This is a genomic window from Burkholderia gladioli (assembly GCF_000959725.1).
Classification (GTDB): domain Bacteria; phylum Pseudomonadota; class Gammaproteobacteria; order Burkholderiales; family Burkholderiaceae; genus Burkholderia; species Burkholderia gladioli.
In genome coordinates this window covers 3,691,230-3,718,013 of record NZ_CP009323.1, presented here as the reverse complement: position 1 = coordinate 3,718,013, position 26,784 = coordinate 3,691,230, and the positions used below count along the sequence as shown (strand labels likewise).

At 68.1% G+C, this 26,784-nt stretch carries 26 protein-coding genes and 1 pseudogene; 13 read left to right on the top strand and 14 right to left on the bottom strand.

The window, feature by feature from the left end; translation table 11 throughout:
* The first annotated feature begins 168 nt into the window (after nt 1-168).
* From BM43_RS33680 to BM43_RS33655, 6 genes are all read left to right on the top strand, one after another.
* Entirely contained in the window at nt 169-1,029 is an 861-nt protein-coding gene (locus BM43_RS33680) for a MurR/RpiR family transcriptional regulator (protein ID WP_025098396.1), read from the top strand.
* A 79-nt stretch (nt 1,030-1,108) separates the two neighbouring features.
* Nucleotides 1,109-2,035 (top strand): LysR family transcriptional regulator, encoded by a 927-nt coding sequence (locus BM43_RS33675; protein ID WP_036051494.1) that lies wholly within the window; start codon nt 1,109-1,111, stop codon nt 2,033-2,035.
* 177 nt (nt 2,036-2,212) lie between these two features.
* Nucleotides 2,213-3,268, top strand: a complete 1,056-nt coding sequence (locus BM43_RS33670; protein WP_036051496.1) for an Ldh family oxidoreductase — start codon at nt 2,213-2,215, stop codon at nt 3,266-3,268.
* Between the two features lie 87 nt (nt 3,269-3,355).
* Nucleotides 3,356-4,636, top strand: a complete 1,281-nt coding sequence (locus BM43_RS33665; protein ID WP_036051498.1) for an MFS transporter — start codon at nt 3,356-3,358, stop codon at nt 4,634-4,636.
* A gap of 6 nt (nt 4,637-4,642) precedes the next feature.
* Nucleotides 4,643-5,494, top strand: coding sequence for an alpha/beta fold hydrolase (locus tag BM43_RS33660; RefSeq protein ID WP_063769163.1), 852 nt, complete (start codon nt 4,643-4,645; stop codon nt 5,492-5,494).
* Nucleotides 5,495-5,534: 40 nt separating this feature from the next.
* Nucleotides 5,535-6,266: an ABC transporter substrate-binding protein gene (locus BM43_RS33655; RefSeq protein WP_036051500.1), complete on the top strand. Its 732-nt coding sequence runs from the start codon at nt 5,535-5,537 to the stop codon at nt 6,264-6,266.
* A gap of 131 nt (nt 6,267-6,397) precedes the next feature.
* Here BM43_RS33655 and BM43_RS33650 read toward each other — a convergent pair whose 3' ends face one another.
* Nucleotides 6,398-6,772 (bottom strand): VOC family protein, encoded by a 375-nt coding sequence (locus BM43_RS33650; RefSeq protein WP_036051501.1) that lies wholly within the window; start codon nt 6,770-6,772, stop codon nt 6,398-6,400.
* A 52-nt stretch (nt 6,773-6,824) separates the two neighbouring features.
* Entirely contained in the window at nt 6,825-7,622 is a 798-nt protein-coding gene (locus tag BM43_RS33645) for a Type 1 glutamine amidotransferase-like domain-containing protein (RefSeq protein ID WP_230676278.1), read from the bottom strand.
* Nucleotides 7,623-7,694: 72 nt separating this feature from the next.
* Between BM43_RS33645 and BM43_RS33640 the strand changes: the two genes are divergently transcribed.
* Nucleotides 7,695-7,892 carry a hypothetical protein gene (locus tag BM43_RS33640; RefSeq protein ID WP_052409268.1) on the top strand — a complete coding sequence of 66 codons (198 nt, stop codon included), beginning with the start codon at nt 7,695-7,697 and terminating at the stop codon, nt 7,890-7,892.
* Nucleotides 7,893-7,961: 69 nt separating this feature from the next.
* On the opposite strand, the gene glgA is transcribed toward BM43_RS33640, so the two are convergent.
* The 7 genes from glgA to BM43_RS33605 form a co-directional block, all read right to left on the bottom strand.
* On the bottom strand, nt 7,962-9,626 hold the full coding sequence (gene glgA / locus BM43_RS33635) for a glycogen synthase GlgA (RefSeq protein WP_036051502.1): 1,665 nt from the start codon (nt 9,624-9,626) through the stop codon (nt 7,962-7,964).
* A 325-nt stretch (nt 9,627-9,951) separates the two neighbouring features.
* Nucleotides 9,952-10,593 carry a DUF1109 domain-containing protein gene (locus tag BM43_RS33630; protein ID WP_036051505.1) on the bottom strand — a complete coding sequence of 214 codons (642 nt, stop codon included), beginning with the start codon at nt 10,591-10,593 and terminating at the stop codon, nt 9,952-9,954.
* Nucleotides 10,590-11,276 carry a sigma-70 family RNA polymerase sigma factor gene (locus BM43_RS33625; protein ID WP_080742235.1) on the bottom strand — a complete coding sequence of 229 codons (687 nt, stop codon included), beginning with the start codon at nt 11,274-11,276 and terminating at the stop codon, nt 10,590-10,592. Before BM43_RS33625 ends, BM43_RS33630 begins: the two co-directional genes overlap by 4 nt.
* Nucleotides 11,277-11,301: 25 nt before the next feature.
* A complete protein-coding gene (locus tag BM43_RS33620) occupies nt 11,302-11,838 on the bottom strand; it encodes a DoxX family protein (protein WP_080742236.1) in 537 nt (178 codons plus the stop codon).
* Between the two features lie 237 nt (nt 11,839-12,075).
* On the bottom strand, nt 12,076-12,924 hold the full coding sequence (locus BM43_RS33615; protein ID WP_036051507.1) for an enoyl-CoA hydratase-related protein: 849 nt from the start codon (nt 12,922-12,924) through the stop codon (nt 12,076-12,078).
* A 33-nt stretch (nt 12,925-12,957) separates the two neighbouring features.
* The gene (locus tag BM43_RS33610) at nt 12,958-13,398 is read right to left on the bottom strand and encodes a nuclear transport factor 2 family protein (protein ID WP_036051509.1); all 441 of its coding nucleotides are present in this window, start codon (nt 13,396-13,398) and stop codon (nt 12,958-12,960) included.
* A 50-nt stretch (nt 13,399-13,448) separates the two neighbouring features.
* Nucleotides 13,449-15,470 (bottom strand): NADPH-dependent 2,4-dienoyl-CoA reductase, encoded by a 2,022-nt coding sequence (locus BM43_RS33605; RefSeq protein ID WP_036051510.1) that lies wholly within the window; start codon nt 15,468-15,470, stop codon nt 13,449-13,451.
* Between the two features lie 125 nt (nt 15,471-15,595).
* Here BM43_RS33605 and BM43_RS33600 point away from each other — a divergent pair, with 125 nt between their 5' ends.
* Nucleotides 15,596-16,210, top strand: coding sequence for a PadR family transcriptional regulator (locus tag BM43_RS33600; protein ID WP_036051512.1), 615 nt, complete (start codon nt 15,596-15,598; stop codon nt 16,208-16,210).
* A gap of 376 nt (nt 16,211-16,586) precedes the next feature.
* Complete coding sequence (locus BM43_RS33595; protein ID WP_036051514.1) at nt 16,587-17,618, top strand: hypothetical protein; 1,032 nt, start codon at nt 16,587-16,589, stop codon at nt 17,616-17,618.
* 49 nt (nt 17,619-17,667) lie between these two features.
* Here BM43_RS33595 and BM43_RS33590 read toward each other — a convergent pair whose 3' ends face one another.
* Both BM43_RS33590 and BM43_RS33585 read right to left on the bottom strand, forming a co-directional pair.
* Entirely contained in the window at nt 17,668-18,852 is a 1,185-nt protein-coding gene (locus BM43_RS33590) for a porin (RefSeq protein ID WP_042286213.1), read from the bottom strand.
* 445 nt (nt 18,853-19,297) lie between these two features.
* Nucleotides 19,298-20,701 (bottom strand): AAA family ATPase, encoded by a 1,404-nt coding sequence (locus BM43_RS33585; protein WP_036051516.1) that lies wholly within the window; start codon nt 20,699-20,701, stop codon nt 19,298-19,300.
* Nucleotides 20,702-20,820: 119 nt separating this feature from the next.
* On the opposite strand from BM43_RS33585, the pseudogene BM43_RS42405 reads away from it, so the two are divergent.
* Nucleotides 20,821-20,951 (top strand): annotated as a pseudogene (locus BM43_RS42405) (IS5/IS1182 family transposase); the annotation flags it as partial.
* Between the two features lie 9 nt (nt 20,952-20,960).
* Here the strand turns inward: BM43_RS42405 and BM43_RS33580 are convergent.
* Nucleotides 20,961-21,566, bottom strand: coding sequence for an ATP-dependent Clp protease proteolytic subunit (locus BM43_RS33580; RefSeq protein ID WP_036051518.1), 606 nt, complete (start codon nt 21,564-21,566; stop codon nt 20,961-20,963).
* A 53-nt stretch (nt 21,567-21,619) separates the two neighbouring features.
* Here BM43_RS33580 and BM43_RS33575 point away from each other — a divergent pair, with 53 nt between their 5' ends.
* Nucleotides 21,620-22,420 carry an RNA polymerase sigma factor gene (locus BM43_RS33575; RefSeq protein WP_042286215.1) on the top strand — a complete coding sequence of 267 codons (801 nt, stop codon included), beginning with the start codon at nt 21,620-21,622 and terminating at the stop codon, nt 22,418-22,420.
* Nucleotides 22,421-22,499: 79 nt separating this feature from the next.
* Complete coding sequence (locus BM43_RS33570) at nt 22,500-23,498, top strand: M14 family metallopeptidase (protein ID WP_036051520.1); 999 nt, start codon at nt 22,500-22,502, stop codon at nt 23,496-23,498.
* Nucleotides 23,499-23,611: 113 nt separating this feature from the next.
* Here the strand turns inward: BM43_RS33570 and BM43_RS33565 are convergent, their stop codons facing one another.
* Together BM43_RS33565 and BM43_RS33560 are read right to left on the bottom strand one after the other, a co-directional pair.
* Complete coding sequence (locus tag BM43_RS33565) at nt 23,612-24,142, bottom strand: gamma carbonic anhydrase family protein (protein ID WP_036051522.1); 531 nt, start codon at nt 24,140-24,142, stop codon at nt 23,612-23,614.
* 7 nt (nt 24,143-24,149) lie between these two features.
* Entirely contained in the window at nt 24,150-25,766 is a 1,617-nt protein-coding gene (locus BM43_RS33560) for a 3-keto-5-aminohexanoate cleavage protein (protein ID WP_036051523.1), read from the bottom strand.
* A gap of 349 nt (nt 25,767-26,115) precedes the next feature.
* On the opposite strand from BM43_RS33560, the gene BM43_RS33555 reads away from it, so the two are divergent.
* Nucleotides 26,116-26,781: a glutathione S-transferase family protein gene (locus BM43_RS33555; RefSeq protein WP_036051524.1), complete on the top strand. Its 666-nt coding sequence runs from the start codon at nt 26,116-26,118 to the stop codon at nt 26,779-26,781.
* Nucleotides 26,782-26,784 lie beyond the last annotated feature (3 nt).

Genomic DNA, 26,784 nt, shown 5'->3' with positions numbered 1-26,784 from the left:
CCCGCCGCCGCCCGGTGGAGCAGGCAGCGGGCCGGGACTTGAACTGGGTTTAGAATTGCCGCTTCAGCCCATCCATCGGTTCGATGCGCAAGGCGGCGGGCGGCTCGATCCTCACCTCGGGCCCGCCGCTTCCCGCCGTTCCGTAACGAACCGCGCCCAGCGAACACCGTGTCACAACTCAACCTGATTCCGCACATCCGCAAACTGCTCGGCGAGCTGCGCCCGGCCGAGCAAAAGGTCGCCGAGCTGGTGCTGGACGATGTCGATTTCGCGCTGCATGCCAGCATCACGGAATTGGCCCAGCGCGCCAACGTATCGGAGCCGTCGGTCACGCGCTTCTGCCGCGCGGTCGGCACCGACGGGCTGCGCGATTTCAAGGTGAAGCTGGCGCAGAGCCTGTCGGGCGGTCTGTCCTATTCGCAGGCCTCGATCGAGCGCGACGACACCACCGCCACCCTGGTCGAGAAGATCTTCCACACCACCATCTCGGGCATCCAGCAGGCCTGCGACACGATCCAGACCGTCGAGCTGGAGGCCGCGATCCGGGCCATCTCCAGCGCGCGGCGGCTGATCTTCCTCGGCGTGGGCTCGGGTTCCGGGCTGGCGATCCAGGACGCCATGCTGCGCTTCCTGCGCCTGGACATCCCGACCAGCGCCTTCGCCGACGGCCATCTGCAGCGCCTGCACGCGGGGCTGGCCGAGCCGGGCGACGTGGTGTTCGCGATCTCGCATGCGGGGCGCAGCCCCGAAGTCAACGACAGCATCAAGATCGCCCGCAAGCGCGGCGCCACCACCATCGCCCTCACCAATGCGGGCGCCCCGCTGGTCGCGCTGGTCGACATCCCGGTGATCCTGCACATGCCCGGCACGGTCGACCCGAACACGCCGGGCGTGTCGCGGATCGTGCAGCTGTGCGTGATCGACGCGATCTCGATCGGCGTGTCGCTGCGCCAGGATTCGGTGATGCTGGAGAAGCTCCGGCGCGCCAAGGCCGCGCTGCACGCGAGCCCCTCGCCGAAGGAAGCCTGAGACGGCGCGATCGCGGCGCACGGGAAACCGGCGCGCCCGCCCTGCGCGCGCCGCGTCGTGATCCCAGCCTGCCCCATCCATGAACTTCGACCTCTCCGACCTCCGCGCCTTCGTCGCCTCCGCCGATTTCGGCAGCTTCCGCGCCGCGGCCGATTCGCTGCACCTCTCGCCTTCCGCCCTGTCGCGGCGCGTCGAGAAGCTCGAATCGGCGCTCGGCGTGAAGCTGTTCGAGCGCACCACGCGCCGGATGGAGCTGACCGTGGCGGGGCGCGCCTTCATCGACAAGGCGCGCAACGTGCTGACCGAGCTCGAGAGCTCGCTGTTCGGCATGGAGGACCTGGGGCGGCGCCTGACCGGCCTGATCACCATCGCCTGCGTGCCGTCCGCGGTCAGCTTCTTCCTGCCCGACACGGTCAAGCGCTATCACCACGCCTACCCCGGCATCCGCGTGCGGCTGATCGACGAGAACTCCTCGGTGGTGTTTCTCTCGGTGGCGCGCGGCGAGGCCGATTTCGGGCTCACCTACATCGGCACCCAGGAGCCCGATATCGAGTTCACGCCGATCCTGCAGGACCCGTTCGTGCTGGCCTGCCAGCGCGATCATCCGCTGGCGCGCAAGCGTTCGGTGAGCTGGGCCGAGCTGGCCGAGCAGCCGGACTACATGCTGCTCGCGCAAGGCAGCGGCAACCGCACCCTGATCGACCACGCCCTGGCCAGCTCGGTGCGCCAGCCCAACTGGTTCTGCGAGGTGCAGCACGTGCCGGCGCTGGTGAGCATGATCGAGGCGGGGCTCGGCATCGGCATCGTGCCCAGGCTGGCGCTGCCGCGCGACCGTCATCGCGCGCTGGTCAGCGTGCCGGTGACCGAGCCGGCCGTGGTTCGCACGCTCGGCGTGATCCGCCGCAAGAACCGGCCGCTGGGGGTGGCCGCGCAGCACTTCTTCGACATGCTGGTGCATCCGCGCGAAGCGCCGCGTCGCCGCGCCAAACCCCGCCAGGCAGCCTGAAACGAGCGCCGCGCGGGCCGGCGCGGCGGGCTTCGATTCGCGCGTTTCACGCATCAATCGAACGAAAAAATGCGTTTGTCACGGTAATCGCCTCGGCCACATCATGAACGGAACAGGAGCGGCCCATCGCGGCGCCGCCCGACATTCCGATTCGAGATCCAGGAGACGACGCATTCCATGACCCAAGCCACCACTTCCAGCGGCATCCTCGGCAAGGCCGAACTGACCGACCTGACGATCGAGGCGCTGTGCGCGCTCGGCCTGGCGCGCGACGATGCCGCCGAGGCCGCCACCATCCTGGTGCTGGCCGACCTGTTCGGGCTGCGCACCCACGGCACCAGCCGCATCGAATCCTATGGCGCGCGCCTGCGCATCGGCGGCATCAAGGCCCGGCCCGAGATTCGCGCCGAACAGGTCGGCCCGGCGCTGCACCGGCTCGACGGCGACAACGGCGTGGGCCCGCTGGTCGGCTATCGCGCGCTGCAGCTCGGCATGAAGGCGGCGCGCGAACAGGGCATCGCCTGCGTGCTGGTGCGCGGCAGCAATCATTTCGGCCCGGTCTCGCCCTACAGCTACCTGGCCGCCGAGCAGGGTTTCGCCAGCATCATCGGCAGCAATGCCACCACCACCATCGCGCCCTGGGGCGGCACCGACGCCCGGCTCGGCAACAGCCCGGTGGGCTTCGGCGTGCCCAATCCGGGCGGCCGCCCCTTCATGCTGGACATGGCGATCAGCGTCGCGGCGCGCGCCAAGATCCGCAACGCGCTCAAGCGCGGCGAGTCGATCCCCGGCGACTGGGCCACCGACGCGCAAGGCCGCCCGACCACCGACCCGAAGGCGGCGCTCGACGGCTTCCTGCTGCCGATCGGCGGCCACAAGGGCTACGGCCTGGCGCTGGTGGTCGACCTGCTCGCCGGGCTGTTGTCGGGCGCGGCCTACCTCACGCACGTGAAGTCCTGGGAGGACGAGCCCGACCAGCCGCAGGACCTCGGCCACTTCTTCATCCTGATCGACACGCGGATGCTGGGCAGCGGCGACTGGCTGGCGCAGCGCATGGGCGACTACGCGGCGATCCTGCACGGCTCGGCGGCGGCCGACCCGGCCGCGCCGGTGGTGGTGCCCGGCGAGATCGAGCTGGCGCGCCTCGAGCGGCAGATGCGCGACGGCATCGATATCGGCGAGGCGCAGCGCGCGATGCTGGAAGCCGCCGCCGGCATCCGCCGCGAGGCCTGAGCCGGCCGCGGCACATCGAGGGGAGACAGGTGGCGCAGCCGGCATCGAGCCCGGCCCGCGCCTCCATGACAAGCTAAGGAGCGGCATGTGACCAAGATCCGATGGCGTATCGTTTTGCTGCTGTTCATCGCGGGCTTCATCAACTACCTGGACCGCTCGGCGCTGTCCGTCGCGGCGCCCGCCGTCGCGCAGGAGCTGCATATCTCGCCGGCGCATCTCGGGCTGGTGTTCTCGACCTTCTTCGTCGGCTACGCGGCCTTCAACTTCATCGGCGGCTGGGCGGCCGACCGCTGGGGCGGCAAGAACGTGTTCTCGGGCGCGATCCTGCTGTGGTCGCTGCTGTGCGGCGCCACCGGCCTGGCGAGCGGATTCGGCTCGCTGCTGGCGGTGCGCACCCTGTTCGGCATGGCCGAGGGGCCGCTGGCCACCACCATCAACAAGATCGTCAACAACTGGTTTCCGCACAGGGAATCGGCCACCGCCTTCGGCTTCGCCAACTGCGGGCTGCCGCTGGGCGGCGCGGTGGCGGGGCCAGTGGTCGGGCTGATGACCGCCGCCTACGGATGGCGCGTCGCGTTCGCCGGCATCGCCTGCTTCGGGCTGGTCTGGCTGCTGTTCTGGCATCGGCTGGCGACCGACCGGCCGCGGCAGCATCCGCGCGTCTCGATGCAGGAGCGCGAGCTGATCGAATCGGATCGCAGCGTGCCGGAGACGCCGGCCGACGTGCAGCGGCTCGGCACCTACCTGCGGCAGCCGGCGATCCTCGCGGCGATGATCTCCTACTTCGGCTACAGCTACATCCTGTTCTTCTTCCTCACCTGGTTCCCGAGCTTCCTGACCATGGACCGGCACCTGAGCCTGAAGAGCATGAGCCTGGCCACGGTGCTGCCCTGGCTGCTCGGTTTCATCGGCTACGGCCTGAGCGGGCTGCTGTCGGACTGGATCTTCCGGCGCACCGGCAATGCGCTACGCGCGCGCAAGTGGGTGCTGATCGTCTGCCTCGGCACGGCCGGCATCTGCGTGGCGCTGGCCGGCGCGGTGACCACCACGCTCGGCGCGCTGCTGCTGATGGCGGTCGGCGTGTTCGCGCTGTATCTGAGCGGCAGCACCTATTGGGCGCTGATCCAGGACACCATTCCCGGCCCGAAGCTCGGCAGCGTCGGCGGCTGCGTGCATTCGATCGCGAATTGCGCGGGCATCGTCGGCCCGGCCGTGACGGGTTTCCTGGTGCAGGAAAGCCATACCTTCTTCAGTGCCTTCGTGCTGGCGGGAGCGATCGCCCTGGCCAGCGTGCTCGCCGTGGCCGTCCTGCTGCGCCCGGGCGCAGCGGCCGGGATCGAGGCGAATGCGGCGCGCGCGGCAGGCTGAGCTTCGATGATGCGATCATCCACGTCATTGCCGCCGATGCCCGGCGAAGGCTTCGCGCCGGATTTCGTCGCCGCGCTGCCGGCACGGCGGCTGGCCGCCGGGGGGGCGCTGTACGTGGCGGGCGCGAGCGAGCCGCGCCTGTTGTTCGTGCATGGCGCATTCCACGGCGCCTGGTGCTTCGGGGCATGGATGCAATGCCTGGACGAGATCGGCATCGCCTCGGCGGCCCTAGACCTGGCCGGGCATGGTTTCCTCGCGAACGAGGCCCTGCCGCTAACCACGACCCTCGACGATTACGCGGAAGCGATCGTCGAAGCCGCCTCGCTGCCGCGCCGTGGCCTCACCGTGGTCGGCCATAGCCTGGGCGCGCTGGCGGTGGCGCGGGCGGCGGCACGCATCGAGTTCGCCGGCATCGTGCTGCTCGCGCCCTCGCCGCCCGGCAACCTGCCCGGCGCGGCTCGCGTGGCCGGCGTGGCGCCGGGTGAACCGGTGGCGCCGCCTGCGTACGAGCTCGCGCTGCAACGCTATCTCGGCGGCCAGGCCCGGGCATGGAGCGAGCACTGGTATCGCCTGCTGGGCCGGGAAAGCCCCGCCGCGCTGAACGATCGCTACACGCTTGGCCTGGCCGTCGATCCGGCGCCGCTCGCGCGCAAGACGCACGTCGTGTCGGCCGGCCTCGACGATCCGGCGCGCCACCCCGAAGGCCAGGACGCCGCGATCGCGCGCTTCTACGGCGCCTCGTATCGCCTGCTCGCCGACGCGCCGCATTGCCTGATGCTCGGCCCGCATTCGGCGCTCGCGCTCGCCGAGGTGCTGGACTGGCATCGGCGTCCCGGCGGCGGCGTCACGCCTCGATAGACGACATCCCCCCTTCCACTCTCGACTTGATTCCATCGCCATGACACTCGATCCGTCCTTGCTTCAGGCCTTCGCCCCCGAAGGCAGGCTGCGTGCCTCCATCAACCTCGGCAACCCGATCCTCGCCGGCAAGGACGCCGCGGGCGAGCCGGCCGGCGTGTCGGTCGACCTCGCGCGCGCCCTCGCCGAGCGCCTCGGCGTCGAACTGGAACTGGTGGTGTTCGATGCGGCGGGCAAGTCGGTGCAGGCCGTCGGCGAGGAACGCGCCGATTTCGGTTTCTTCGCCATCGATCCGCTGCGCGGCGAAACCATCGCCTTCACCGAGCCCTATGTCCTGATCGAAGGTTATTACCTGGTGCGCGATGCCTCGCCGATACGCGGCAACCAGGACGTGGATGCCGCCGGGCATCGCGTGGTGGTCGGCCAGGGCAGCGCCTACGACCTGTTCCTGACGCGCAGCCTGAAGCATGCGCGAATCGTGCGCGCGCCCACCTCGCCGACGGTCGTCGAGACCTTCCTCGAACAGGGGCTGGAGGTGGCGGCGGGTGTCAGGCAGCAACTGCAAGCCGATGCCAGCACCACGCCCGGCCTGCGCCTGCTCGACGAGCGCTTCATGGTGATCCGGCAGGCGATGGGCTTGCCCAAGCGCCGCGGCCCCGCCGCGGCGCGGGCCCTGCATGACTTCGTCGAGGCGATGAAGGCCTCGGGCTTCGTCGCCGAGGCGCTAGCGCGGCACGGCGTCGTCGGCGCGTCGGTGGCGCCGGCGGCGTGAAGCTTGGCGCGAGGCGGGGTCACGATCGTGCAATTCCGCAGCTATGCGCAGTTCGACGATTTTTGCGCTCGTATCGGGGCACAAGTCTAGCGGCTGGTGTTGCACCGCCTGCTCCCTTTCAATGAAGTCGCTCAAGCCTCCGGGCTGTGGCACACCATCTCGATGTTGTGCCCGTCCGGGCCGATCACGAAGGCCGCGTAGTAGTTCGCGTGGTAATGCGCTCGCAGCCCGGGCGCGCCGTTGTCCTTGCCGCCGGCCGCCAGCGCCGCGCGATGGAAGGCATCGACCTGCTCGCGATGATCCGCCGTGAAGGCCAGGTGCAGGTGCGCGGGCCTCTCGTCGGTCTGGTACAGGCACAGGGAGGCCTTGCCCTTGGGACTCATTTCGATGCCGTAGGTCGGCACGCCCTCGCCGAGCACCGCGACGCCGATCGGCTCGAGTGCCTTGAGGAAGAAATGTCTACTTGCCGCGTAATCGCTGACGCCGAATTTGACATGGTCGAACATGAATGGCTCCTGGCAAGGGGATGCGAGACGATGACACAAGCGCGCGATGTCTTCAATCCTCGTTTCGAGCAGGATGCGCCTGCCCGCCATCGTATCGACGGACTCGCCCGAATAGCTCGATATCCTCACCATCGACCACCATGCCCGCGCCGTCGGGGCAAGCATGCAGGTTCGGCAGGGTCGACGACAGGCTGCGCTGCCAGGCCATCAGGTTCGCCGGATCGAAATGCGGCCAGAAGCGGAAGTCGACCAAGGCGAGCCCGGCATCGTCGGTCGATTCCGGATCCCGGATGTCCCCGCACAACAGCGCCGATTCGATGCTCGGCGTCATCAGGATCGCGCCCGCGCTGACGCCGATCAGCACGCCGCCCTCGGCCGCGTAGCGGGCCAGGCGTGAAAGCCCATCGCCGCGCCGCAGCCAGGACAGGAAGGAAAAAGTGTTGCCGCCCGACAGGTGGATCGCATCGCACGACAGCACCGCCGACCATGCCGCCTCGGACGCGGGATCGCGCGGATCCACCCGCGCGTCCAGTTCCGCGCCGATCGAGCGATAGTAATCGGCCTGACGATGGAAATAGAGAAGCCGTGGGTCGGGCTCGGCGGGAACATAGCCGATCCGTGGGCGCTCGCGGCCGATCAGTTGCAGCAGGCGCGCGTTCATGGCCTCGTTGCCTGGCGCTTCCTGATCGCTGTACAAGGCCAGTCTTCGGTGAATCGGCATGATGCCTCCGGTCGGTTTCGCGTTGGCGGGATTGTCCCGTGACTGGCGCCGGCGCTCAAGCCAGCGTCGCCTGCTCCCGGAGCATGCCGTACAGCGCCTGCGCCGCGGGCAGCCGATCCACGTGGTCAATCCCGAGGTACTGGCACGCGCGCGAACGCCGGGCGACGACGCCGTCGAAGCCCTGATTCTCGACCTGCTGGAATGGATCGGCTCTGGCGCGGGGCCTACAGCGAGGTGATGGAGGCCTGGCGCGCCTCGTGCCCGCGCCTGCCGGTCTGGGAGAAAGCCGGCGCGCGCGGTTACCTGGAGCGCAGTCACGCGCCGGTTGGCGTCGCCGAGGTGAGCGGCAGCGAGGCCGGCGCGGCTTGTCCGAGGGCGCGCCGCAAGACGCCAGGGTGAGATCCGCTGGATTCACGGCGGCTCGCCAGCGTGACGAGCCGAATACGTCGATGCCCCTGCCTTCCTCGCTCAGGCCCCGCTGCTGGCCTGCTGAGCGGCGGCGTTGCCACCACGACGCGACGCCAGTCCGGCGCCGCCGTAGCGTTCGGCAGCCGGCTGCGGCCTGATCTGCGGCGCGGTGGCTGCCGGGCGCGCACGCGCCGGCTGCACCGCCTTGCGTTCCTCGCGCAGGGCCGGCAGGTCGACCAGCGAGCGGTACAACTCGAGATAGCGCTTGGTTGGCCCGGCCCAGCTCGAATCGCGCTGCATCGCATTGCGTTGCAGGACCCGCCACGCCTGCGGCTGGCCGAACAGATCGAAGGCGCGCTCGAGCGCCTGCACGATGTCCTCCGCGCGCTCGCCGTCGAACAGGAAGCCGGTGGCGCCCTGCTCCAGCGTGGCGCGCTCGTGCTCGTCCGGTGCCGCGTCGGCCGCGCGGTGATCGACGATCGTATCGGCCAGCCCGCCCACGCGCGAGGCGACCGGGATCGTGCCGTAGCGCATCGCGTAGAGCTGGGTGAGCCCGCAGGGTTCGAAGCGGCTCGCGTGCAGCAGGATGTCGGCGCCGGCATGCAGCCGGTGCGCACGCGGCTCGTCGTAGCCGATATGCACGCCGAGCCGCCCCGGCCAGCGCGCCGCGAGCTGGCGCAGCTCGTATTCGATGCTGGCCTCGCCCTGCCCCAGCACGGCGAACTGCGCGCGCGGCCAGCGCTCCAGCGCGGCCGGAATCGCCTCGCACAGCCGGTCGGCCAGCTTCTGCGTGGTCAGGCGACTGCCGATCGCCACCAGCGGCGCGAACGGATCGGTCGGCAGTCCGTAGCTCTGCTGCAGCGCACGCTTGCAGGCATGCTTGCCGACCAGGTCGTCGACGCCGTAGCCCTGCGCGATCAGGCTGTCGTGGCGCGGGTCCCAGAGCGTGTCGTCGATGCCGTTGACGATCCCCGAGAGCTTGTCGCGATGCGCTTCCAGCACGCCTTCCATGCGATTGCCGAAGCGCGGCGTGAGGATCTCGCGCGCATAACGCTCGCTGACGGCCGACAGGCGGTCGGCATAGACGATCGCCGCCTTCATGCAGCTCAGCGCGCCGTAGAACTCGATGCTGTGCGGCTCGTGCGGCGCGGCGGCCAGCAGCTCGGACGGAATCCCCGCGTAGGGCGCGAGGCCCGGCGGATAGTTGCCCTGGAAGGCCAGGTTGTGGATCGTGAACACGCTGCGCGCCGGCGCGCCCGCCAGCTTCATCAGGAGCGGCGTGAGGCCGGTGTGCCAGTCGTGCGCGTGGACGATGTGCGGGCGCTTCACGCCGCGCACGCCCGAGGCGATCCGCGCGGCGGCCGCCGACAGCGAGGCGAAGCGCACGAAGTTGTCGAGGTAGTCGCGGCCGCCCTCGTCCTGGTAGAGGCCGCTGCCGCGATGGCCATACAGGTGATTCATTTCCAGCAGCAGCACCGGCACGCCGGTGTCGGGCATCGCGGCGCGCCACAATCGCGCGTCGCCGCCGGGCAAATCGCGCAGGTAGCCGAGCGGCGTGGGCGCGAGCGCCTGGTCGAAGGCACTTTCATAGCCGGGCAGCAGGATCGACACGTCGATTCCGCGTTGACGCAGCGCGCTCGCGCAGGCGCTGACCATATCGCCGAGACCGCCGCTCTTGGCAAGCGGCGCCGCTTCGGCGGCGACCATCAGGACATTTGGCGCCAAGGTAACTCCCAGTTCGGACAGGTGATGGACGGGCTTTCGTTGGCATGTCGTGGCATGCCGCCCCCTGGCTTTAGCAAGCTCCAAGCCAGGTCTGTCGAATGGAGGAAAAAAACGCGCGGGGCCGCGTCGCGTCATGCGGCGGTGCGGCATGGATTCGCCGGCGCTCGGGAGCCGGCTTGCCTGGCCCTTGTAGTTTTGACATCGCCGCGACAGCGACTTGTACTTTTGGCCGCCGGGCTTGCGTGGCACGGCATACCGGCGGGAATCCGGATACTCGCGAGCGGCTTTCCGGCGTTCGCCCGGCCCGCCGCCAGGCAAGCCGGCGCTACCAGCGCAGCACGCGCCGCCCGAGCAGCCCGCCTGCCAGCGCCGGCACCGCCATCCCCACCAGGTACCAGAGCGCCCAGAACGGCACGGCCGTCTCGGGGCAGCGCAGGCAATACACCAGGGTGCCGATCGCGCCGGCCAGCAGCCCGGCCACGCGGCCGGCCGCGACGGGCCGGGTGGCGGCCAGGCCGCGCATCGCGTGCAGCAGCACTGCCAGGGCCGGCATCGACAGCCCCGCGATATAGAGCGAGCAGGTGCGCCAGGTATGACCCAGCAGCAGGCCCGCGCGCGCGTCAGGCGGCGCGGTGGCCAGCACCAGCGCTGCCGCGACCGCCACCAGCGCCACCGGCAGGCCGAGCGCGAGCCAGGCCCGCCCGACCTTCACGCCGGGCTGCGAGAGCCGCGCGGCGGTCCACAAGGCCGCCAGCGTCATCGAGGCCGGCAGCATCACCTTGGCCCAGAACATCGGCCGCAGGATCGCCGCCTCGATGCGGCCGGTATTGCCCCAGATCAGCGGCAGCAACAGCAGCGCCGCCGCCAGGCCGGCCGCCACGGCCCAGCCCAGCCGGCGAGCCACGGCCGCGCGTCCCGGCGCGCGCGGCGCCTCCACCAGGTTCGCGATCAGTTCCTCGGTGTTCATGGTTCGTTCCCCGCGCTTTCCGCGTTTTTCGTCCCCTTGCCCCGGATTCGCGCGGCCAGCGCCTTCAGCCCGCGATGCACGCCCACCTTCACGGCCGATTCCGAAAGCCCCGTGGCCGAGGCCGTTTCCGCCACCGACATGCCGAGCAGGCGCGTGTGCTCGATCGGCACGCGCTGGCCCTTCGGCAGCGTCGCCAGCAGTTGCCGCACGTCGCGCCGGGCGTCGACGGCCTCGTCGGCCGCCTCGACGAACAGCTCGCCATCGTCGTCGAGCGGCGTGTGCAGCGCGTCCCAGCGATAGCGCGCGCGATGATGGTCGGCCACCTTGTAGCGCACGATCGCGCTGATCCAGGCCGTCAGCGGCACCTCGGGCCGGAAGGTGGCGAGCCCGTGATGGACCGCGATCAGCACCTCCTGCAGCAGGTCCTCGAGATCCTCGTCGCTGCGGCGCAGCTTGGCGCGCAGGCGCGCGCGCAGCAACCGCGTCAGCTCGACCAGGAAGTCGCGATAGGCGGCCTTGTCGCCCTCGATCGAGCGCAGCAGCAGCGCGGTCAGCCGCTGCTCGGCGTCGCCCGGCTGGGGTGCCGCGCCGCGATGTGCCGCGCGCCCCCCGGCGGCGCGGACCGGCGCGGCATCGGGCGACCAATCCGGCTCGCCTGCCAGGCTCAGGAACGGGCTTGCCATCGGCGAAAGCACGTGGATGGCCCGCTCAAGCCGCCACGCGGCGCGGCGCGCCGGCGAGCCGCGCGTACCAGGGCGCGAGCCGGCGATCGACGGCGAACGGGCCCGAGCCGCCGAAGGCCAGCGTCAGCAGGCCGGCGACATAGAGCAGATCGGTCTCGACGCCGGGCGGCCCGAATGTCGGCACGCCGTCGATCACGTCCATCAGCTTGATCGAGGTGAAGCCGTAAGGCAGGTGCACGCCCAGCATCGCCACCAGCAGCACCGCCAGCATCGGCCAGGCCACCAGCGGCACGAAGGCACCGGCCAGCACCGCCAGGCCGCCGCCGAGCTCGATCGCGATGGTCGCCCAGGCCATCAGGTGCGGCGCCGGCACGCCGATCCCGTGCAGGATCGCCGCGAAATGTTCGGGCTGCTTGAGGATCTTGGCGTAGCCGTGCGCGAGAAAGCCGTAGCCGACGATCGCCCGCACCGGCAGCGGCGCGTAGGCCTGCAGCCGCGCGACCAGCCAGGCGGGGTCGAACAGCCGAAGCAGCGTGCGTGGCGAGGAGGAGCTTGGCGTCATGTCGGGATCCTGTGGTGAACCGGCGCCCGGCGGGCGCCGGGCCGTCGCGTCGCGCTGCGGGAGTGCAGGCGCGGCGTCTGTCTTCACCAGATCGCTCGACAGGCGCGTTCGGTTACAGCACGCGCGGAATTTCCCGGGCGGGGCTGCCCCGCCCTCGCCGAAGTTCGCTTAACAAATGATTTTGTAAGGGAGCGCGCAGGCCGCCCCCGGCTTCGAGGCAGGGACGAGTCGAGAGCATCAGCCGGGGCGCAGCGTCTCCAGCTCGAACAAGGGCGGCAAGCCGTCGAAGTCGGGATCGCGCCGGGTTTGCCAGGCCTGCACCGCCGCGAGCAGGTCGGCCGGATCGAAGATCGCGCTCTGCAGCACCGCCATCTGGCGCAGCGATTCGTCGGTGCCGTGGTCGCGCGCGAAGTTCATCGCGAGCTTGGTGCCGGCCACCGCCAGCGGCGATTTCGCGGCGATCTCGCGCGCGAGCTCCATGGCCCGCTGCAGCAGCGCCTCGGCATCGGGCAGCACCGCATTGACGAGGCCCAGCGCCAAGGCGCGCTCCGCGCCCACGCGCTCGCTGGTATAGGCCATCTGCCGGGCCGCGCCCGCGGGGATCAGCCGGCCCAGGCGCTGCAGCACGCCCAGGTCCGCCGTCATGCCGATCTGGGTTTCCTGCAGGCAGAAGAAGGCGTCGGCCGAGCACAGGCGGATATCGCAGGCGGCGGCCAGGTCGAGCCCGCCGCCGATGCAGCCGCCCTGCACCGCGCAGATCACCGGGAAGCGCGCCTTGTCGAGCACGTCGAAACAGTTCATCAGGCCCGCCAGCGCGTGCTGGAAACCGAGCCGCCGGCGCGGGCTGCCGGTATCGAAGTCGCCCATCATCCTGGCGAACTCCTGGAAATCCATGCCGGCGGAAAAATGCTTGCCGGTCGAGCTGATCACCAGCGCGCGGACCTCGCCGCCCTGGTCCAGCGCGCGCACGTGATCGCGCAGGCCGGTGAAGAAGGCGCGATCCATGACATTGAATTGATCCGGGCGGCTCAGTTGCAGATGCGCGATGCCCTTGTCGATATCGAGCTGGAAATGATGGCTGCTCATCGGAAGACTCTCTGCTCTGGAAGGTGGATGAGGTCAGGCGCCGGCCTTGAAGCCGGGCAGCACGGCGCCGAGACGGGCGCCCATTTCCGCGCCCAGCAACTGCAGCGCATTGAGCGGGCGGATCATCACCTCGAACTCGACAATCCGCCCCTGTTCGTCGAAGCGGATCATGTCGATGCCCTTGAGCTGCCTGCCCTGCACCGTGGCGCTGAACTCGAGCACGACGTCGAGCCCGTCGGCGCCGGCGAACTCGCGGTGGTAGCTGAAGTCCTCGAGGATCGTGATCACCGTGCGCAGCGCCATCAGCAGGGCCGGCGCGGGGCCATAGGGATGGAAGGCCATCGGCGAGCGAAAGCGCGCTTCGGGATGGACGAGGGCGTCCAGGCCGTCGAGATCGCGGCGGGCCACCATCTCGTGCCAGCTCGCCAGCGAGCGCGCCACGGCGGGGTTCAGGTTCAGGCTTGCGTGGTCCATGGCGGCTCCGCTTGCTGGGTTCGGTTCGGTGAAGGAGAAAGGGCGCGGGCTCAGAGCCTCGCGGCGAGCGTGGTGCCCTGGTGGATCGCGCGCTTGGCGTCGAGCTCGCCGGCTTCGGCCGCGCCGCCGATCACATGCACGCGCATGCCCGCCGCCTCGAGCTGGTCGGCCAGCTCGCGCAAGGGCTCCTGCCCCGCGCAGATCACCACGTTGTCCACCGGCAGCACCTGCGGCTCGCCATCGATGCTCAGGTGCAGGCCCTCGTCGTCGATGCGCCGGTATTCCACCGCCGGCACCATCTTCACGCCGCGCGCCTTGAGCGCCGCGCGATGGATCCAGCCGGTGGTCTTGCCGAGCCCGTCGCCGACCTTCGACGCCTTGCGCTGCAGCAGGTAGACCTGGCGCGCGGCCCGGGCCGGCTGCGGCAGGCGCAGGCCGCCGCGCTCGGCATAGGCGGTGTCCACGCCCCATTCGGCGAAGAACTTCGCGGCGTCCAGGCTGGCCGATTCGCCCTCGTGCACCAGGTACTCGGCCACGTCGAAGCCGATCCCGCCAGCGCCGACGATGGCCACCTTGCGACCCACCGGCTTGTCGTCGCGCAGCACCTCCAGATAGGCGAGCACCTTGGGATGGTCCAGGCCCTCGATCGGCGGCCGGCGCGGCACGATGCCGGTGGCCACCACCACCTCGTCGAACTGCTCCCGCAACAGTGCCTCGCCGCTGGCGCGCTCGCCCAGGCGCAGCGTCACGCCGGTCGATTCGATGCGGCGGCGGAAGTAGCGCAGCGTCTCGTGGAATTCCTCCTTGCCCGGCACCTTCTTGGCGAGATTGAACTGGCCGCCGATCTCGGCGGCCGCCTCGATCAGCGTGACCTCGTGGCCGCGCTCGGCCGCGGTGACCGCGCAGGCCAGCCCCGCCGGCCCCGCGCCGACCACGGCGATGCGCTTGCGTTGCCCGGCCGGCGCGATCACGATCTCGGTCTCGTGGCAGGCGCGCGGATTGACCAGGCAGGAGGTGACCTTGCCGGCGAAGGTGTGATCGAGGCAGGCCTGGTTGCAGCCGATGCAGGTGTTGATCTCGTCGCCGCGTCCTTCGCGGGCCTTGCGCACGAAATCCGCATCGGCCAGGAACGGGCGCGCCATCGACACCATGTCGCAAGCGCCATCGGCCAGCAGGCTTTCCGCCATCTCCGGCGTGTTGATGCGGTTGGTGGCCACCAATGGCACGCTCACCTGCCCCATCAGCGTCTGGGTCACCCAGGCATAGGCCGCGCGCGGCACCTTGGTGGCGATGGTGGGCACCCGCGCCTCGTGCCAGCCGATGCCGGTGTTGATGATGGTGGCGCCGGCCTGCTCGATCGCGCGGGCCAGCTGGATCACCTCGTCGAGCGTCGAGCCGCCTTCCACCAGGTCGAGCATCGACAGCCGGTAGATCAGGATGAAACGGGGCCCGACGCGCTCGCGCACGCGGCGCACGATCTCGACCGGGAAGCGGATGCGCTGCGTGTAGTCCCCGCCCCAGCGATCGCTGCGGTGATTGGTGCGCGCCGCGATGAATTCGTTGATGAGGTAGCCCTCGGAACCCATGATCTCCACGCCGTCGTAACCGGCATGCTGGGCCAGGGCCGCGCAGCGCACGAAGTCGTCGATGGTCTGCTCGACTTCCTCGTCGCTGAGTTCGTGCGGCACGAAGGGATTGATCGGCGCCTGGATCGCGCTCGGCGCCACCAGGTTCGGCTGGTAGGAATAGCGCCCGAAATGCAGGATCTGCATCGCGATCTTGCCGCCTTCGGCATGCACCGCATCGGTCACGCGGCGATGCGGTTCCGCCTCGGCCTCCTTGCTCAGCATCGCGCCGCCGCGCATCGGCCGCCCGCGTTCGTTCGGCGCGATGCCGCCCGTCACGATCAGGCCCACCTCGCCGCGCGCGCGCTCGGCGTAGAAGGCGGCCATGCGCTCGAAGCCGTTCGGCGCCTCTTCGAGGCCGATATGCATCGAGCCCATCAGGACGCGATTTCTCAGGGTGGTGAAGCCAAGGTCGAGCGGACGCAGCAGGTTCGGGTAGGGGATCATGATTTTTATGCAACCAGTTGCATTCGGGTTTCGGGCATACTGCAACCAGTTGCATTAACAGTCAAGCGCGGGCGCTGGATGCTTTCCACTAGGCGCGCCCCGCGCTCTTTCCGGTTCGAGATCCGATGTCCCTGCCTCATGCCCTGCTCACCGCGCTGGTCGAACGATCCTGTTCCGGATCGGAGCTGGCCGCGCGTTTCGATCGATCGATCGGCCATTTCTGGCATGCCACCCACCAGCAGATCTATCGCGAGCTGGCGCGCCTGGAGGAAGCCGGCTTCATCGAGGCGCTGCCCGAAACCTCCACGCGCGGCCGCAAGCGCGGCTACCGCATCCTGGCGGCGGGACGCGGCGAGTTGCGGCGCTGGATCACCGAGGAGGAGGAGCCGCCCGCGCTGCGCGACGAGTTCATGGTGCGCCTGCGTGCCGAGGCGGCGGTCGGGCCCACCGGGCTGGAAAAGGAGATCGCGCGCCGCATGGAGCGGCACCGCGAGAAGCTCGCGCTGTATCGCGAGATCGAGAAGAAGGACTTCCCCGACGAGCCGCGGGATCGCGGCACGGCCTTGCAACTGCTGGTGCTGCAGGTCGGCATCCGTTACGAGGAAAACTGGCTGGTGGTGCTGGAGGAGGCGCTGGCCGCCTTGCAAAAACCGGCACTGGATACCGATTCGATGCCGGCCACGGCGCGCCGCCGCGCCGCTCCATCCCGGGCCGGCAAGCGCGTTGCCGGAAAATCCTGAAAACCGGCGGACGCGGATTCGCAAATATTAACGACTTCGTTTAGTGCCATTCCTCGCTGGCCGGCGGCAAGCGAGATTCTCGCGTGCAATGCGCGAGATCGATCATAAAAGCGAAATAAAATCACCTGTGCCCAGACCGCCCGGTCACGCCGGAATGGCCTGGATCGTGCCGCCGCCCCATATCAAAAACAACTCGATCAATAATCTGATTTCGTGATTCATTTATCGATCCAATTATTGAATATCCAATAATAAAATTATCTCCAGATTCCAAAGCGTGACGCGAGCCATTACCATCCAATGGCGCTTCGGGTGACTTATTAAAAAGACGTTTCGTAACGGCAACTAAAACCCATTCATTCCGAGAGGATGTTCCATGAACAAGAATCCCAGCCGGTCCCGCGTCCTGCCCTATCCACTCTGGCGTTTGCTGTCCGCCTGCCTGCTGCTGACGGCCTTCGCGCCGGCAGCGCAGGCCGACGAGGCCGCCGCCGCGCCGCGCCAGTTGACCACGGTTGCCTCGCTGGACCGGGCCGCGCGCCCGGCCAACGTGCCGCTCGACTACGTGGTGACGCCCAACGGTTATTTCTCACCCGCTTGCGTGCAGGTCATCCACCAGAACGAAACCCTGCGCACCGACGGCAGCATCCTGCAGAAGAACGGCGCGGTGCGCTCGGCGGCCAAGTGCGATCGCCCGCACTTCGACCGCGCCGGGCATAGCATCGCGGCCACGGCCAACGGCCCGGTGCAGGCGCAATCCGCATCCGGCACGGTGGAGCCGACCTATACCGGCTGGATCGAAAGCGCCAACTACAACAACGGCAGCAACGTGGGCCGCCTGCGTGCCACCTGGAAGGTACCTTCGGTGCCGGGCGATGCGCAGAACCAGACGGTGTTCTTCTTCCCCGGCCTGGAGCAACTGCCGACCGTGCAATCGATCCTGCAACCGGTGCTGGGCTGGAACGGTTTCGGCGACCATACCTGGACCATCGCGAGCTGGAACTGCTGCACGGCGGGCACCACCACCCACACCGATCCCGTGAACGTCGCGCCCGGCGACGAGATCGTCGGCGATACCTATTCGCTGTGCGGCGTGGGCGTCTACAACTGCGGCTCCTGGGCGATCGTCACGCAGGACACCACCAGCGGGCGCAGCGTCACGCTCAACACCTCGCCGCAAGGCAACCTGCAATGGGTGTTCGGCGGCGTGCTCGAGGTGTATGGCATCAGCAACTGCAACCAGTTGCCGCCACAGGCGATGACGCAGTTCTACGGCGTGACCGTGTGGGATACCAATGGCAACGTGCTGTCGCCGCCGTGGCAGGCCGGCCGTGCCGGTTCGTCGATCTCGCCGCAATGCAACTACAACGTGGCGACCAGCCCGGGGAATGTGTATCTGTATTACTGAGCGCCTGGGGTTCGGGATGCCGGCCAGCCCGGCATCCCGCCGCGCCGTCTCAGAAGCGGTGACGCACGCCGAGGTTGAGCAGGGTCTGCACGCTCGTGCCCGCATAACCATACGAGCCGATCGAGGCCTGCGCCTTCGGCTTGCTCCCGGCGTCGCCGCCGGTTCGGCCGCGTGCATGCTGATAGGCCGCCGTGACATACAGGTCGGTGCGCTTCGAGAGCATGTAGTCCGAGCCGAGCGACAACTGTCGATAGCTCGTCGAACTGTCTCCGCCCGATTTCGTATAGCTGTAACCCGCGCCGATCAGCCAGGCCGCGTTTGCCTGGTAGGTCAGGAAACCCTGGCCGGTGTCGAATCGCTCGCCGGCCCGGAATGACGAACTGCCGTCCCGGCCGTAGCGAGCGTGGCTATAACCCGCTCCGAAGGTGAATGCGCCCAGCACGTATCGGGCCGCCACGCGCGTGATGCCGATCGAGCGCGCGCTGGCATACGCGGTGTTGACCGGGCCGTTGAAGGTGCCGTCCGAGGTGCCGGCCCAGTCCTCGCGCCAACGCGCCTTCGCCGGCGTGTTGGCGGCCTGGAAATAGCCGCCGGCCAGGCTGAACGGGCCCAGCTCGTAGGCCAGGCCAGCCGAATACGATTGCCCGGCGCCCACCCGGCCCGCGACGCCGCCGAACGCGTACATCGCCTCGAAGCGCAAGCCGGATAAGGCCGGCGAAGCATATTTCACCGCGTTGTTCACGCGAAAGCTGTTGTCGTAATTGTCGACATCGCCCGCCGTCGCGAATGCGCTGCCGAAATCATTGCCGGCGGTGATGCCCTGCACGAGATCGACCAGCGGATCGTACTGGCGGCCGAGCGTGAGCGTGCCATATCGCTCGCTGGCGAGGCCGACGAAGGCCTGGTTGCCGAACAGGCGGCCGCCGGCAAGCTGGCCGTTGCCGGGATCGAAGCCGTTTTCGAGCTGGAAGATCGCCTTCAGCCCGCCGCCCAGGTCCTCGCTGCCCTTCAAGCCCCAGCTGCTGCCGGTCAGGTTGCCCATGCTGCTGTTGCCGAGCAGCCAGAGATTGTCCTTGCCCCTGGCATGGCCGACATGGCTCAGTGATATGTCGATGGTGCCGTATAGCGTGATGTTCGATTGAGCATGAACGGGCACCGATGTCAGCAGGGCGAGGCCGCCCAGCGCGCGGGTAGCGTGCTTGATGGTGTTCAGGGCTTGCAAGGTCCGGCACATGAGACTGTCTCCGCGTGAAATCCCGATTCGATGGCAAGAAAGCATGGCAAGCGTGACTTGCCATGCCGATTCCAATCTTCGATTGGGTATTGCGGGAGCGTCGATTTCCGGGCCATGTCCTCGGCAAGCGGTTCGGCTGCGCGACATGGCCTGGGTGAGATATCGGATCCATCATGGCCGGCCGACCGGCCCCTTGCTGCGTGGGCCGGCGTGATCCATGGGCTGGTCGATGGACGATCCCTTTGCGTCCGATCTTCCATCGATCCGCCGGCTCGATCTATCGGTCGATTCCTAAAAGGCCAGTTCAAAAAGACGCTCGGCTCGGCTGAAGCTGTTCCAGCAGGCGGTTGAGCCGGCTGGTTTGAGGAGCGCTTCGACAATGTCGATCGGCGCACGCATCGAGCGAATCCGGTGAACCCGAGCTGCTTCGGATGGCAAAGCTTCCTTAGTCGGCCGCCGTTCGCGCCGGCTGAGTCCGAGGCGACGCGGCGGTTCCACCTAGAAGCGTGCGCGCGAGCTTGCCATCGTGGCGTGCCAGCTCCGCGAAAACATTGTCCAGGTCGCCCATGGTCACCTTGCCGGGGCTGCCTCGCATGATGCTCTGCTGCGCCAATCGGCGGACGAGCTCTTTTATGAATGCAGCGCTAACCCCTGTTGTCTTGGCCACGGCAGCCTCGGCAACATCGGTCGGGATTTCCATGGCACTTCCATAAAGCTCGAGCAGCCTCAGGCGACATTCGTCGTCGGGAGCCGGTATCTCGATGGCTTGGTCGATACGGCCGGGGCGACCGGCGATGGCATCTTCGATGTCGTCAGGGCGGTTGGTGGTGAGGATGAAGAAGAGCTGTGCCGATGGACTGAGTCCGTCCATTTCATTGAGGAGGCGATTGAGCATTGCCTCCTCTTTCGTCTCCCTCATCTGCGTCCTGTCCCTGCCAATCAAATCCACATCCTCGATAACGATGAGGCAGGGCTGGAGGAGCTTGGCGAGGTTGACATATTCGTCGAGTGCCGCGACCTGTCCGGCCGTGATGAGCAGCGTCGTGTGATGCTCCAGATTGGACGCAAGGTAGCGAATGATGTGTGTCTTCCCGGTGCCAGGCGGCCCGTAAAGCAGGATTCCCTTCTGTTGGGAGTGACCAAGCTTTGCAAGCGCTGGTCTGCTCTTCGCGAACTGGAAGATGTGGAGGTCAAGCGCTTCCATCGTGGCGGCTGAAAGAATCACCTCGTTGCGCGTGACCGTGGTCAGACGATGCACAGTGACGCCCTTGGTCTGCCCGATATAGCCCTCTTTGTCCTCAAACGAGAGTACTTTCCCCCGATAGAGTTTGGTCTTCGAAAGCGTCTGTTCGATGGTCTCGAACGTGCGTGTCACGAACGCCGCGCTATCCGGTGACGGGGAAAACGCAATCTCCACGTTGACGGTGCGAGGCCCTCTCGGCGGTTCGAAGCGCGTGAAAAGAACGGCTGCTCGAAGATTCGACTGGTCGTGGACCAGCCAGAGGGCGTTATCCAACCCTTCGACCGGCTCATCTTCGCCGACATCGATAGATTCATAGCGCACTGGCGTCAGAGCGAAGTCCGCTGGCGCCGGGCCTCGCGGTTCGACAAAGAGACCCGAGATGCGCGCAGGCATGAAGCTTTCGTGTGCTCGATTGATACCGAGAAGGCGCGTTCGATATGCCTTGAAGCATTCAAGCAACGCTGCCTGGACCTCCGTCCGAATGTAGCTCGGAAACACTCGCAAAGCGGAGGAAAGCTCGGCAGTCGGAACGTCACCAAAGTGCTCTTTGACGGCCTGCCAGGCATGCGTGTGTGGACTCTTATTCGTGGCTTGTTCTTCCTGCACGTTTTTGCTCCCGGAAACTCAGTTTCGCTCTGATTTCGTGTGGCGAAGTGAGTCTACAGGGGAAGGCCAGGAATAAAATTCCAATTTGACGACGGGCCGTAGCAATCGCGTGGAAGCGGTCGTGGCTCCATGGATTCCGTCGTCTACGCATTCGCTTCGAGCGCCGATCTGACATTCTCGAAGCATTCCTCGAACAAGCGGCTCGATCGCCTGCTGGAACAGCTTCAGCCGAGCTGAGCGTCCTTTTTGAACTGGCCTTTTAGCGATCCGCCAGCTCGGCCCGCCGCTCCACCACGCGCGCCACCAGCCCATATCGCAGCGCCTCCTGCGCCGGCATCCACCGATCGCGCTCGATATCCTCCAGCACGCGGGCCAGCGGCTGCCCGCATTCGCGGGCGATCACCGCCGCGATGCGCTCGCGCGCCTTGACGATCTCCTGCGCCTGGATCGCGATATCGCTGGCCTGGCCGCTGGCGCCGCCGCTCGGCTGGTGGATCAGGAAGCGCGTCTGCGGCAGGCAGAAGCGCCGCTCGCGCGCGGCGCCCAGGTACAGGTGGGTGGCGGCGCTGCCCACCCAGCCGGTGCCGATCATGTTGACCGGCGCGTCGATGAAGCGGACTACGTCGTGGATTGCGTCGCCCGACTCGAGATGGCCGCCCGGCGAGGACACGATCATGTCGATCGGCGCGGCGGATTCGGCATCGAGCGCCAGCAGGCGGCGCACGGTTTCCGAGGCGAGCGCGTCGGTGATGGTGCCGAACACCAGCACGGTGCGCGCGCGAAAGGCCTTCTCCTCCAGGAAGGCGCCGGGCTGTCCCGGCGCGGGCTGGGCCGCGCCGTCCTGTTCCTTGTCGTTGGCAAGCATGGTTGAAAACTCCTGGTCGTGTTAGTTTCAACGCGGTATACGAACGAGCCGCCATGAACGTGACATCCACCCACGCCTCCCATCCCCTGGCCGAGGACCGCGCCCTGCGCCGGCGCTTGCTGGCCCTGGCGCGCCGCTGGCTGGCCGACGGCAGCGAAGCCGAGGACCTGGTCCAGGACACCTACCTGCGAACCGCCACGGGCGACCTGCCGCCCACCGCGGCCGGCCACGAGGCCTGGCTCGCCACCGTGCTGCGCCATCTGTGCATCGACGTGCTGCGCCGCCGCGAACGTTACCGGGGCATCCTGGCGCGCGAGGCAGAGACCGGCAGCCCCGGCCTCGACGCGGCGCATCCCGAGCAACTGGTCGAGCAGGCCCGGCGCCTGGAAGCCGCCTTGCAGCATCTCGCGCATGTGCTGCCAGCCGTGGACGGCGCCGTGGTGCTGCTGCACGAGGTATTCGGTTTCGATCACGCTGAACTGGGGCCGCTGACGGGACGCAGCGAGGCGGCCTCGCGCCAGCACCTGCGCCGCCTGCTGGGCCGCCTGCGCGAGCGCCCCGTGGCGCCCGGCGAATCCGTCCCGCAGGATGACGAGCGTGCCGACTGGCTCGCCCTGTGCCGTCTTGCGGTCGGCCAGCGCGATCCGGCCGGGCTGGTCGCCGCGCTGCGGGCCGCCCGCCCGCAAAGCCTGGCCGCGGGTGCCGCCCGCGTAGCGTCGCGAGCCGCCCTGCCCGGCACCGTCCAGGCCGGCAGCAGCCTGCTGCAGATCCACGGTCAACTGGGGCTGGCCTTCCATGTGAACGGCATCCAGGTCGCCTGGCTGCCGTTGACGTCCGCCGTCGAGGAAGCCTGATGACGCGCCTGTCGAACATGCCCGGCTCGTGGCCCGGAATCCGCTTGCCGATCCATCACCCGCGCCACGGAGCCCTCGCATGAGCCAGGCTGCCTATCCGATCGAAGTCGAGTTCCCCGATATCGGCGTGCATGCCGAGGGCAACACCGGCATCGCCCATGTCCACAGCTTCGATTCCGGCGCGCCGGGGCCGCACGTGATGGTGAACGCGCTCACGCATGGCAACGAGGTCTGCGGCGCGATCGTGGTGGACGCGCTGCTGCGCGTCGGCCTGCGCCCGCGCCGCGGACGCCTGACGCTGGCCTTCGCCAACGTCGCGGCCTATGCACGCTTCGATCCCGCGCAGCCCGACCGCGCGCGCTTCGTCGACCAGGACTTCAACCGCGTCTGGACGGCGGCCCTGCTCGACGACGTCGCGCGCCGCTCGTCCGAGCTCGATCGGGCCCGCGCGATGCGCCCCGTGATCGACACGGTCGACCTGCTGCTGGACCTGCATTCGATGCACGAGAAAAGCGCGCCGCTGATCGTGGCCGGGCCGCTCGACAAGGGCGTCGAACTGGCCGTCCAGCTCGGCGCGCCGGCCACGGTGATTGGCGACGAAGGCCATCCCGAAGGCCGTCGCCTGCGCGACTACGCGGGGTTCGGCGATCCCGCCAGCGAGCGCAACGCGTTGCTGATCGAATGCGGCCAGCACTGGGAGGCGAGCGCCGTCGAGGTCGCGCGAGACAGCACCGCCCGTTTCCTGCTCGGCGCCGGCGTGATCGAGCCGGCCGATTTGCCGGCCGGCTGGCTGCGGCCCTTGCCGGCACGGATGACGGTGGTTCGCGTGACCGAGCCGGTGGTGGCGAGCAGCATGGATTTCCGTTTCGCCGGGCCCTACACGGGGCTGGAGCGCTTCGAGACGGCCGGCACCACGATCGGCTGGTCGAATGGCGAAGCGGTTCGCACGCCTTACGACGACTGCATGCTGGTGATGCCCTCGCTGCGCCAGTTGCGCCCCGGCGTGACCGTGGTGCGCCTCGGCCGCATCGAACGGCGTTTCGATCATGCGGCGCGCCGGCAGGAACATCTGGAATGACCGGCCCGTGCCGGCATAAGCCATCATGAAAAATCGGCGCGCGGCGAAACCGCCGCGCGCCGATGTCGATCCGGCCTGAGCCGGCCTTATGCCTTACACAGGCAGCGGCCCGCTCACCGATCCAGCCTCACCAGCTCGCGCAGGTACTGCGGCCGCCGCTGATCGGCATAAAACTCGATATTGCCGCGCAAGCGCGTGAGTTCCGCCTCCGAGAGCTCCCGCACCACCTTGGCCGGCGCGCCCAGCACCAGCGAGCGATCCGGCACCACGGTGCCGGCCGTGACGATCGCACCCGCGCCCACCAGGCACTGGCGGCCGATCACCGCGCCGTCGAGCACCACCGCCTGGATGCCGATCAGGCTGTAGTCGCCGATCGTGCAGCCGTGCAGCACCACCTGGTGGCCGATCGTGACATGGGCCGCCACCCGCAGCGGACGATCGCGCTCGGTATGCAGCACCGCGCCGTCCTGCACGTTGGTGCCCTCGCCGATCACGATGGGTTCGGTATCGCCGCGCAGCACGGCGCCGAACCAGACGCTGGTATCGGCGGCGAGCCGCACGTCGCCGATCACGGCCGCGGTATCGGCCACGAAGGCGCTGTCGTCGATCGACGGCACGCGCTCGCCAAGTCGGTAAATCGCCATGGCCCGCTCAGCCCGCCGCGGCCTGGCGCTCGCGCTGCACGGCCGGCTTGTGGCCAAGGCCGAACATGTCGCGCACCTGGGCCGCCGTGAGGATCTTCGCGCCCTTGCCGAGCAGTTCCTCGCGCAGCAGGCTGACCTGCTCCCAGGTGCCGCGCGCCTTGCGCACGCCGCCGGGCACGCGCGCGTCGTTGACGGTCAGGCCGTCCTCGAGGCCGACGCGGATGCCGTCGAGCTTGAGCGCCAGCGCCACGTCGACCAGCAGGTTCTGCATCGGCCCCGGCAGCAGGATCGAGACCTTCGAGACCGGGAAGCTGGCCCGCAGCCGCTCGACCACCGGGCGCAACTGCTCGACCGCCAGCTCGACCGCGCGCTGGTGCGATTGCGCATTCTCGGCGGCCAGCAGGCCGGCGATCTCCTCGCGCACCGCCGAGGCGATCAGCGAATCGTCCTCCACCTCGCCGCTGATCGGATCGCGCCGGTACTGATCGACGCCGGCCACCAGCATGAACAGCACCGGCTTGCCGGTGCGCAGCAGCCGGTCGCGGTACAGCGAGGTGGCGTTGTCGACGATCGCGTGGTTGAACACCTCCACTTCGGGACGCGTGCCGACTTCCTCGAAATGGGCGAACTGCGCGTCGAGGAAATCCGGTGCGTTGTCGTAGCCGCCGCCGCCCTGGAACACCACCGCGGCCGGGCTCAGCGAGGCCACCTCGGGGATCGATCCCGCGTCGTCGTAGAACTTCAGGTGGGCGCGGCGCAGCGTGCTGCGGGCGCCGTGACGATCGCCGCGCACGCTGGTCGACAGGTTCAGGATCGCGCCCGGCTCGCGCTTCTTCACCATCGGCACGATCTCGTCGTAATCGTCGAGCACGATCTGGTTGCGCTGCGAGCCGACCGTCACCGCGCCCAGCCCCGGAATCTCGATGCGCCGGCGGTCGCTCAGGTCCCGCGTATGCAGATGCACCACCGCCGCGCCTTCCTGCATCGAGCGAATGGTTTCCTCGGTAATCGCGTCGGGCGTAATCGGCAGATAAGGCGAGCGCGCCTTGCCGGCCTGCCAATAACCGACCGGACATAGGGTCCAACCGGCATTTTCCAGATGCGTCAATAATGCCGGCGATTCCTTTTGAATCATTTCGATTAATGAAGGCGGCAGGTAATTGTGCTGGCTCGCGTGTTCCCAGATCAAATCGCCCTGATCGGAAACGATCCAGCCATAGGTGGTCAATTGCAATACGATGCGCCGCGCCAGTTTATTGGAAACATCGGCCAGCCATTGCTTGGGGATTCGCGCGGCATTTTGATTCGAAGCCTGCGAGGGGTGCCAGGCGCCATCGCGCGGCGACCAGTGCGCCTGGCTCAGCGCCTGGCGCAGCGAGTCGCCCTGGGCGCCGCCTGGCAGCAGGCTTTCGGCGATCGGAAAGGCATGCCCGGACTGCAGCAGAAGGCCGCCCGCCGGCACCACTTCCCAGCCGTCCGCCTTCAGGTCGGCCAGGATCTTGGCGCGCTGGCCGGCATCGAAAAATCCTTCCAGCAGGAAAGCGGGAATAAAGGTCGCTTCAAGCGGATCGAGAAACTTGGGAACAGCGCCTATCGGCGCCGCCGTGATGTATAGCGTGGTCATGATCGGCCCTCTCTCTCAACGAATATCTATGTTTACAAATACCTGACTACCGCTCAATCCTATTACAGGCCGTATTGTTTTTGAAAGGTATTTGTTTGGCTTTTGCGCATATGATCGCGCAGCGAAATAGTGAGTGGGCAATCGGCGAATCAGATTCCATGATTGACGCAATCGACGGAAAGCAAAGGCCGCGAGTGTGGAGAATCGATCCAGACCGTTTCGATGCGAACAGCAGCGGGAGGGATTGTTTGGAATGAACTGACTGAAATAATTTTCCAGGCGATGTCGATCCAGCCTGATCGCGAACGTCGATCGGATATGCGCGACCGACAACCAGGGAGACACCACCATGAGCCCCACCCAGCTTCCCATCGTCACGGTGTTCGAACGCTCGCCCGATCGCGGCCAGGGGCTCGCGCGCGACATGCGGGTTCGCTGGGCGCTGGAGGAAGCGGGCCAGGCCTACACGGTGCGGCTGCTGTCGTTCGCCGCGATGAAGCAGGCCGAGCACCGCGCGCGCCATCCCTTCGGGCAGATTCCGAGCTACGAGGAAGGCGAGTTGGTGTTGTTCGAATCGGGCGCGATCGTGCTCCATGTCGCGCAGCGCCATCCGGGCCTGCTGAGCGCCGAGCCGAACGCCAGGGCGCGCGCGATCGCCTGGCTGTTCGCCGCGCTCAACACGATCGAACCGCCGATCCTCGATCTGCAGAACCTCAGGTTCCAGGAGCGCGACCAGCCCTGGTACGCGCAGCGCCTGCCGATCGTCGAGGATCGCATCCGGGCCCGGCTGGATAAATTGTCCGAGCGCCTGGGCACGGCCGACTGGCTCGACGGCGCATTCAGCGTGGGCGATCTGATGATGGTGGCGGTGTTGTTGCGCCTGAAACCTTCAGGGCTGCTGGACGAATTCCCGAGGCTGGCGGCCTACGCGGCGCGCGCCGTGGGGCGGCCCGCCTACCAGCGCGCCTTCGCCGCCCAACTGGCCCTATTCACGACGCAGTCGGCGGCGGGCTGAGCC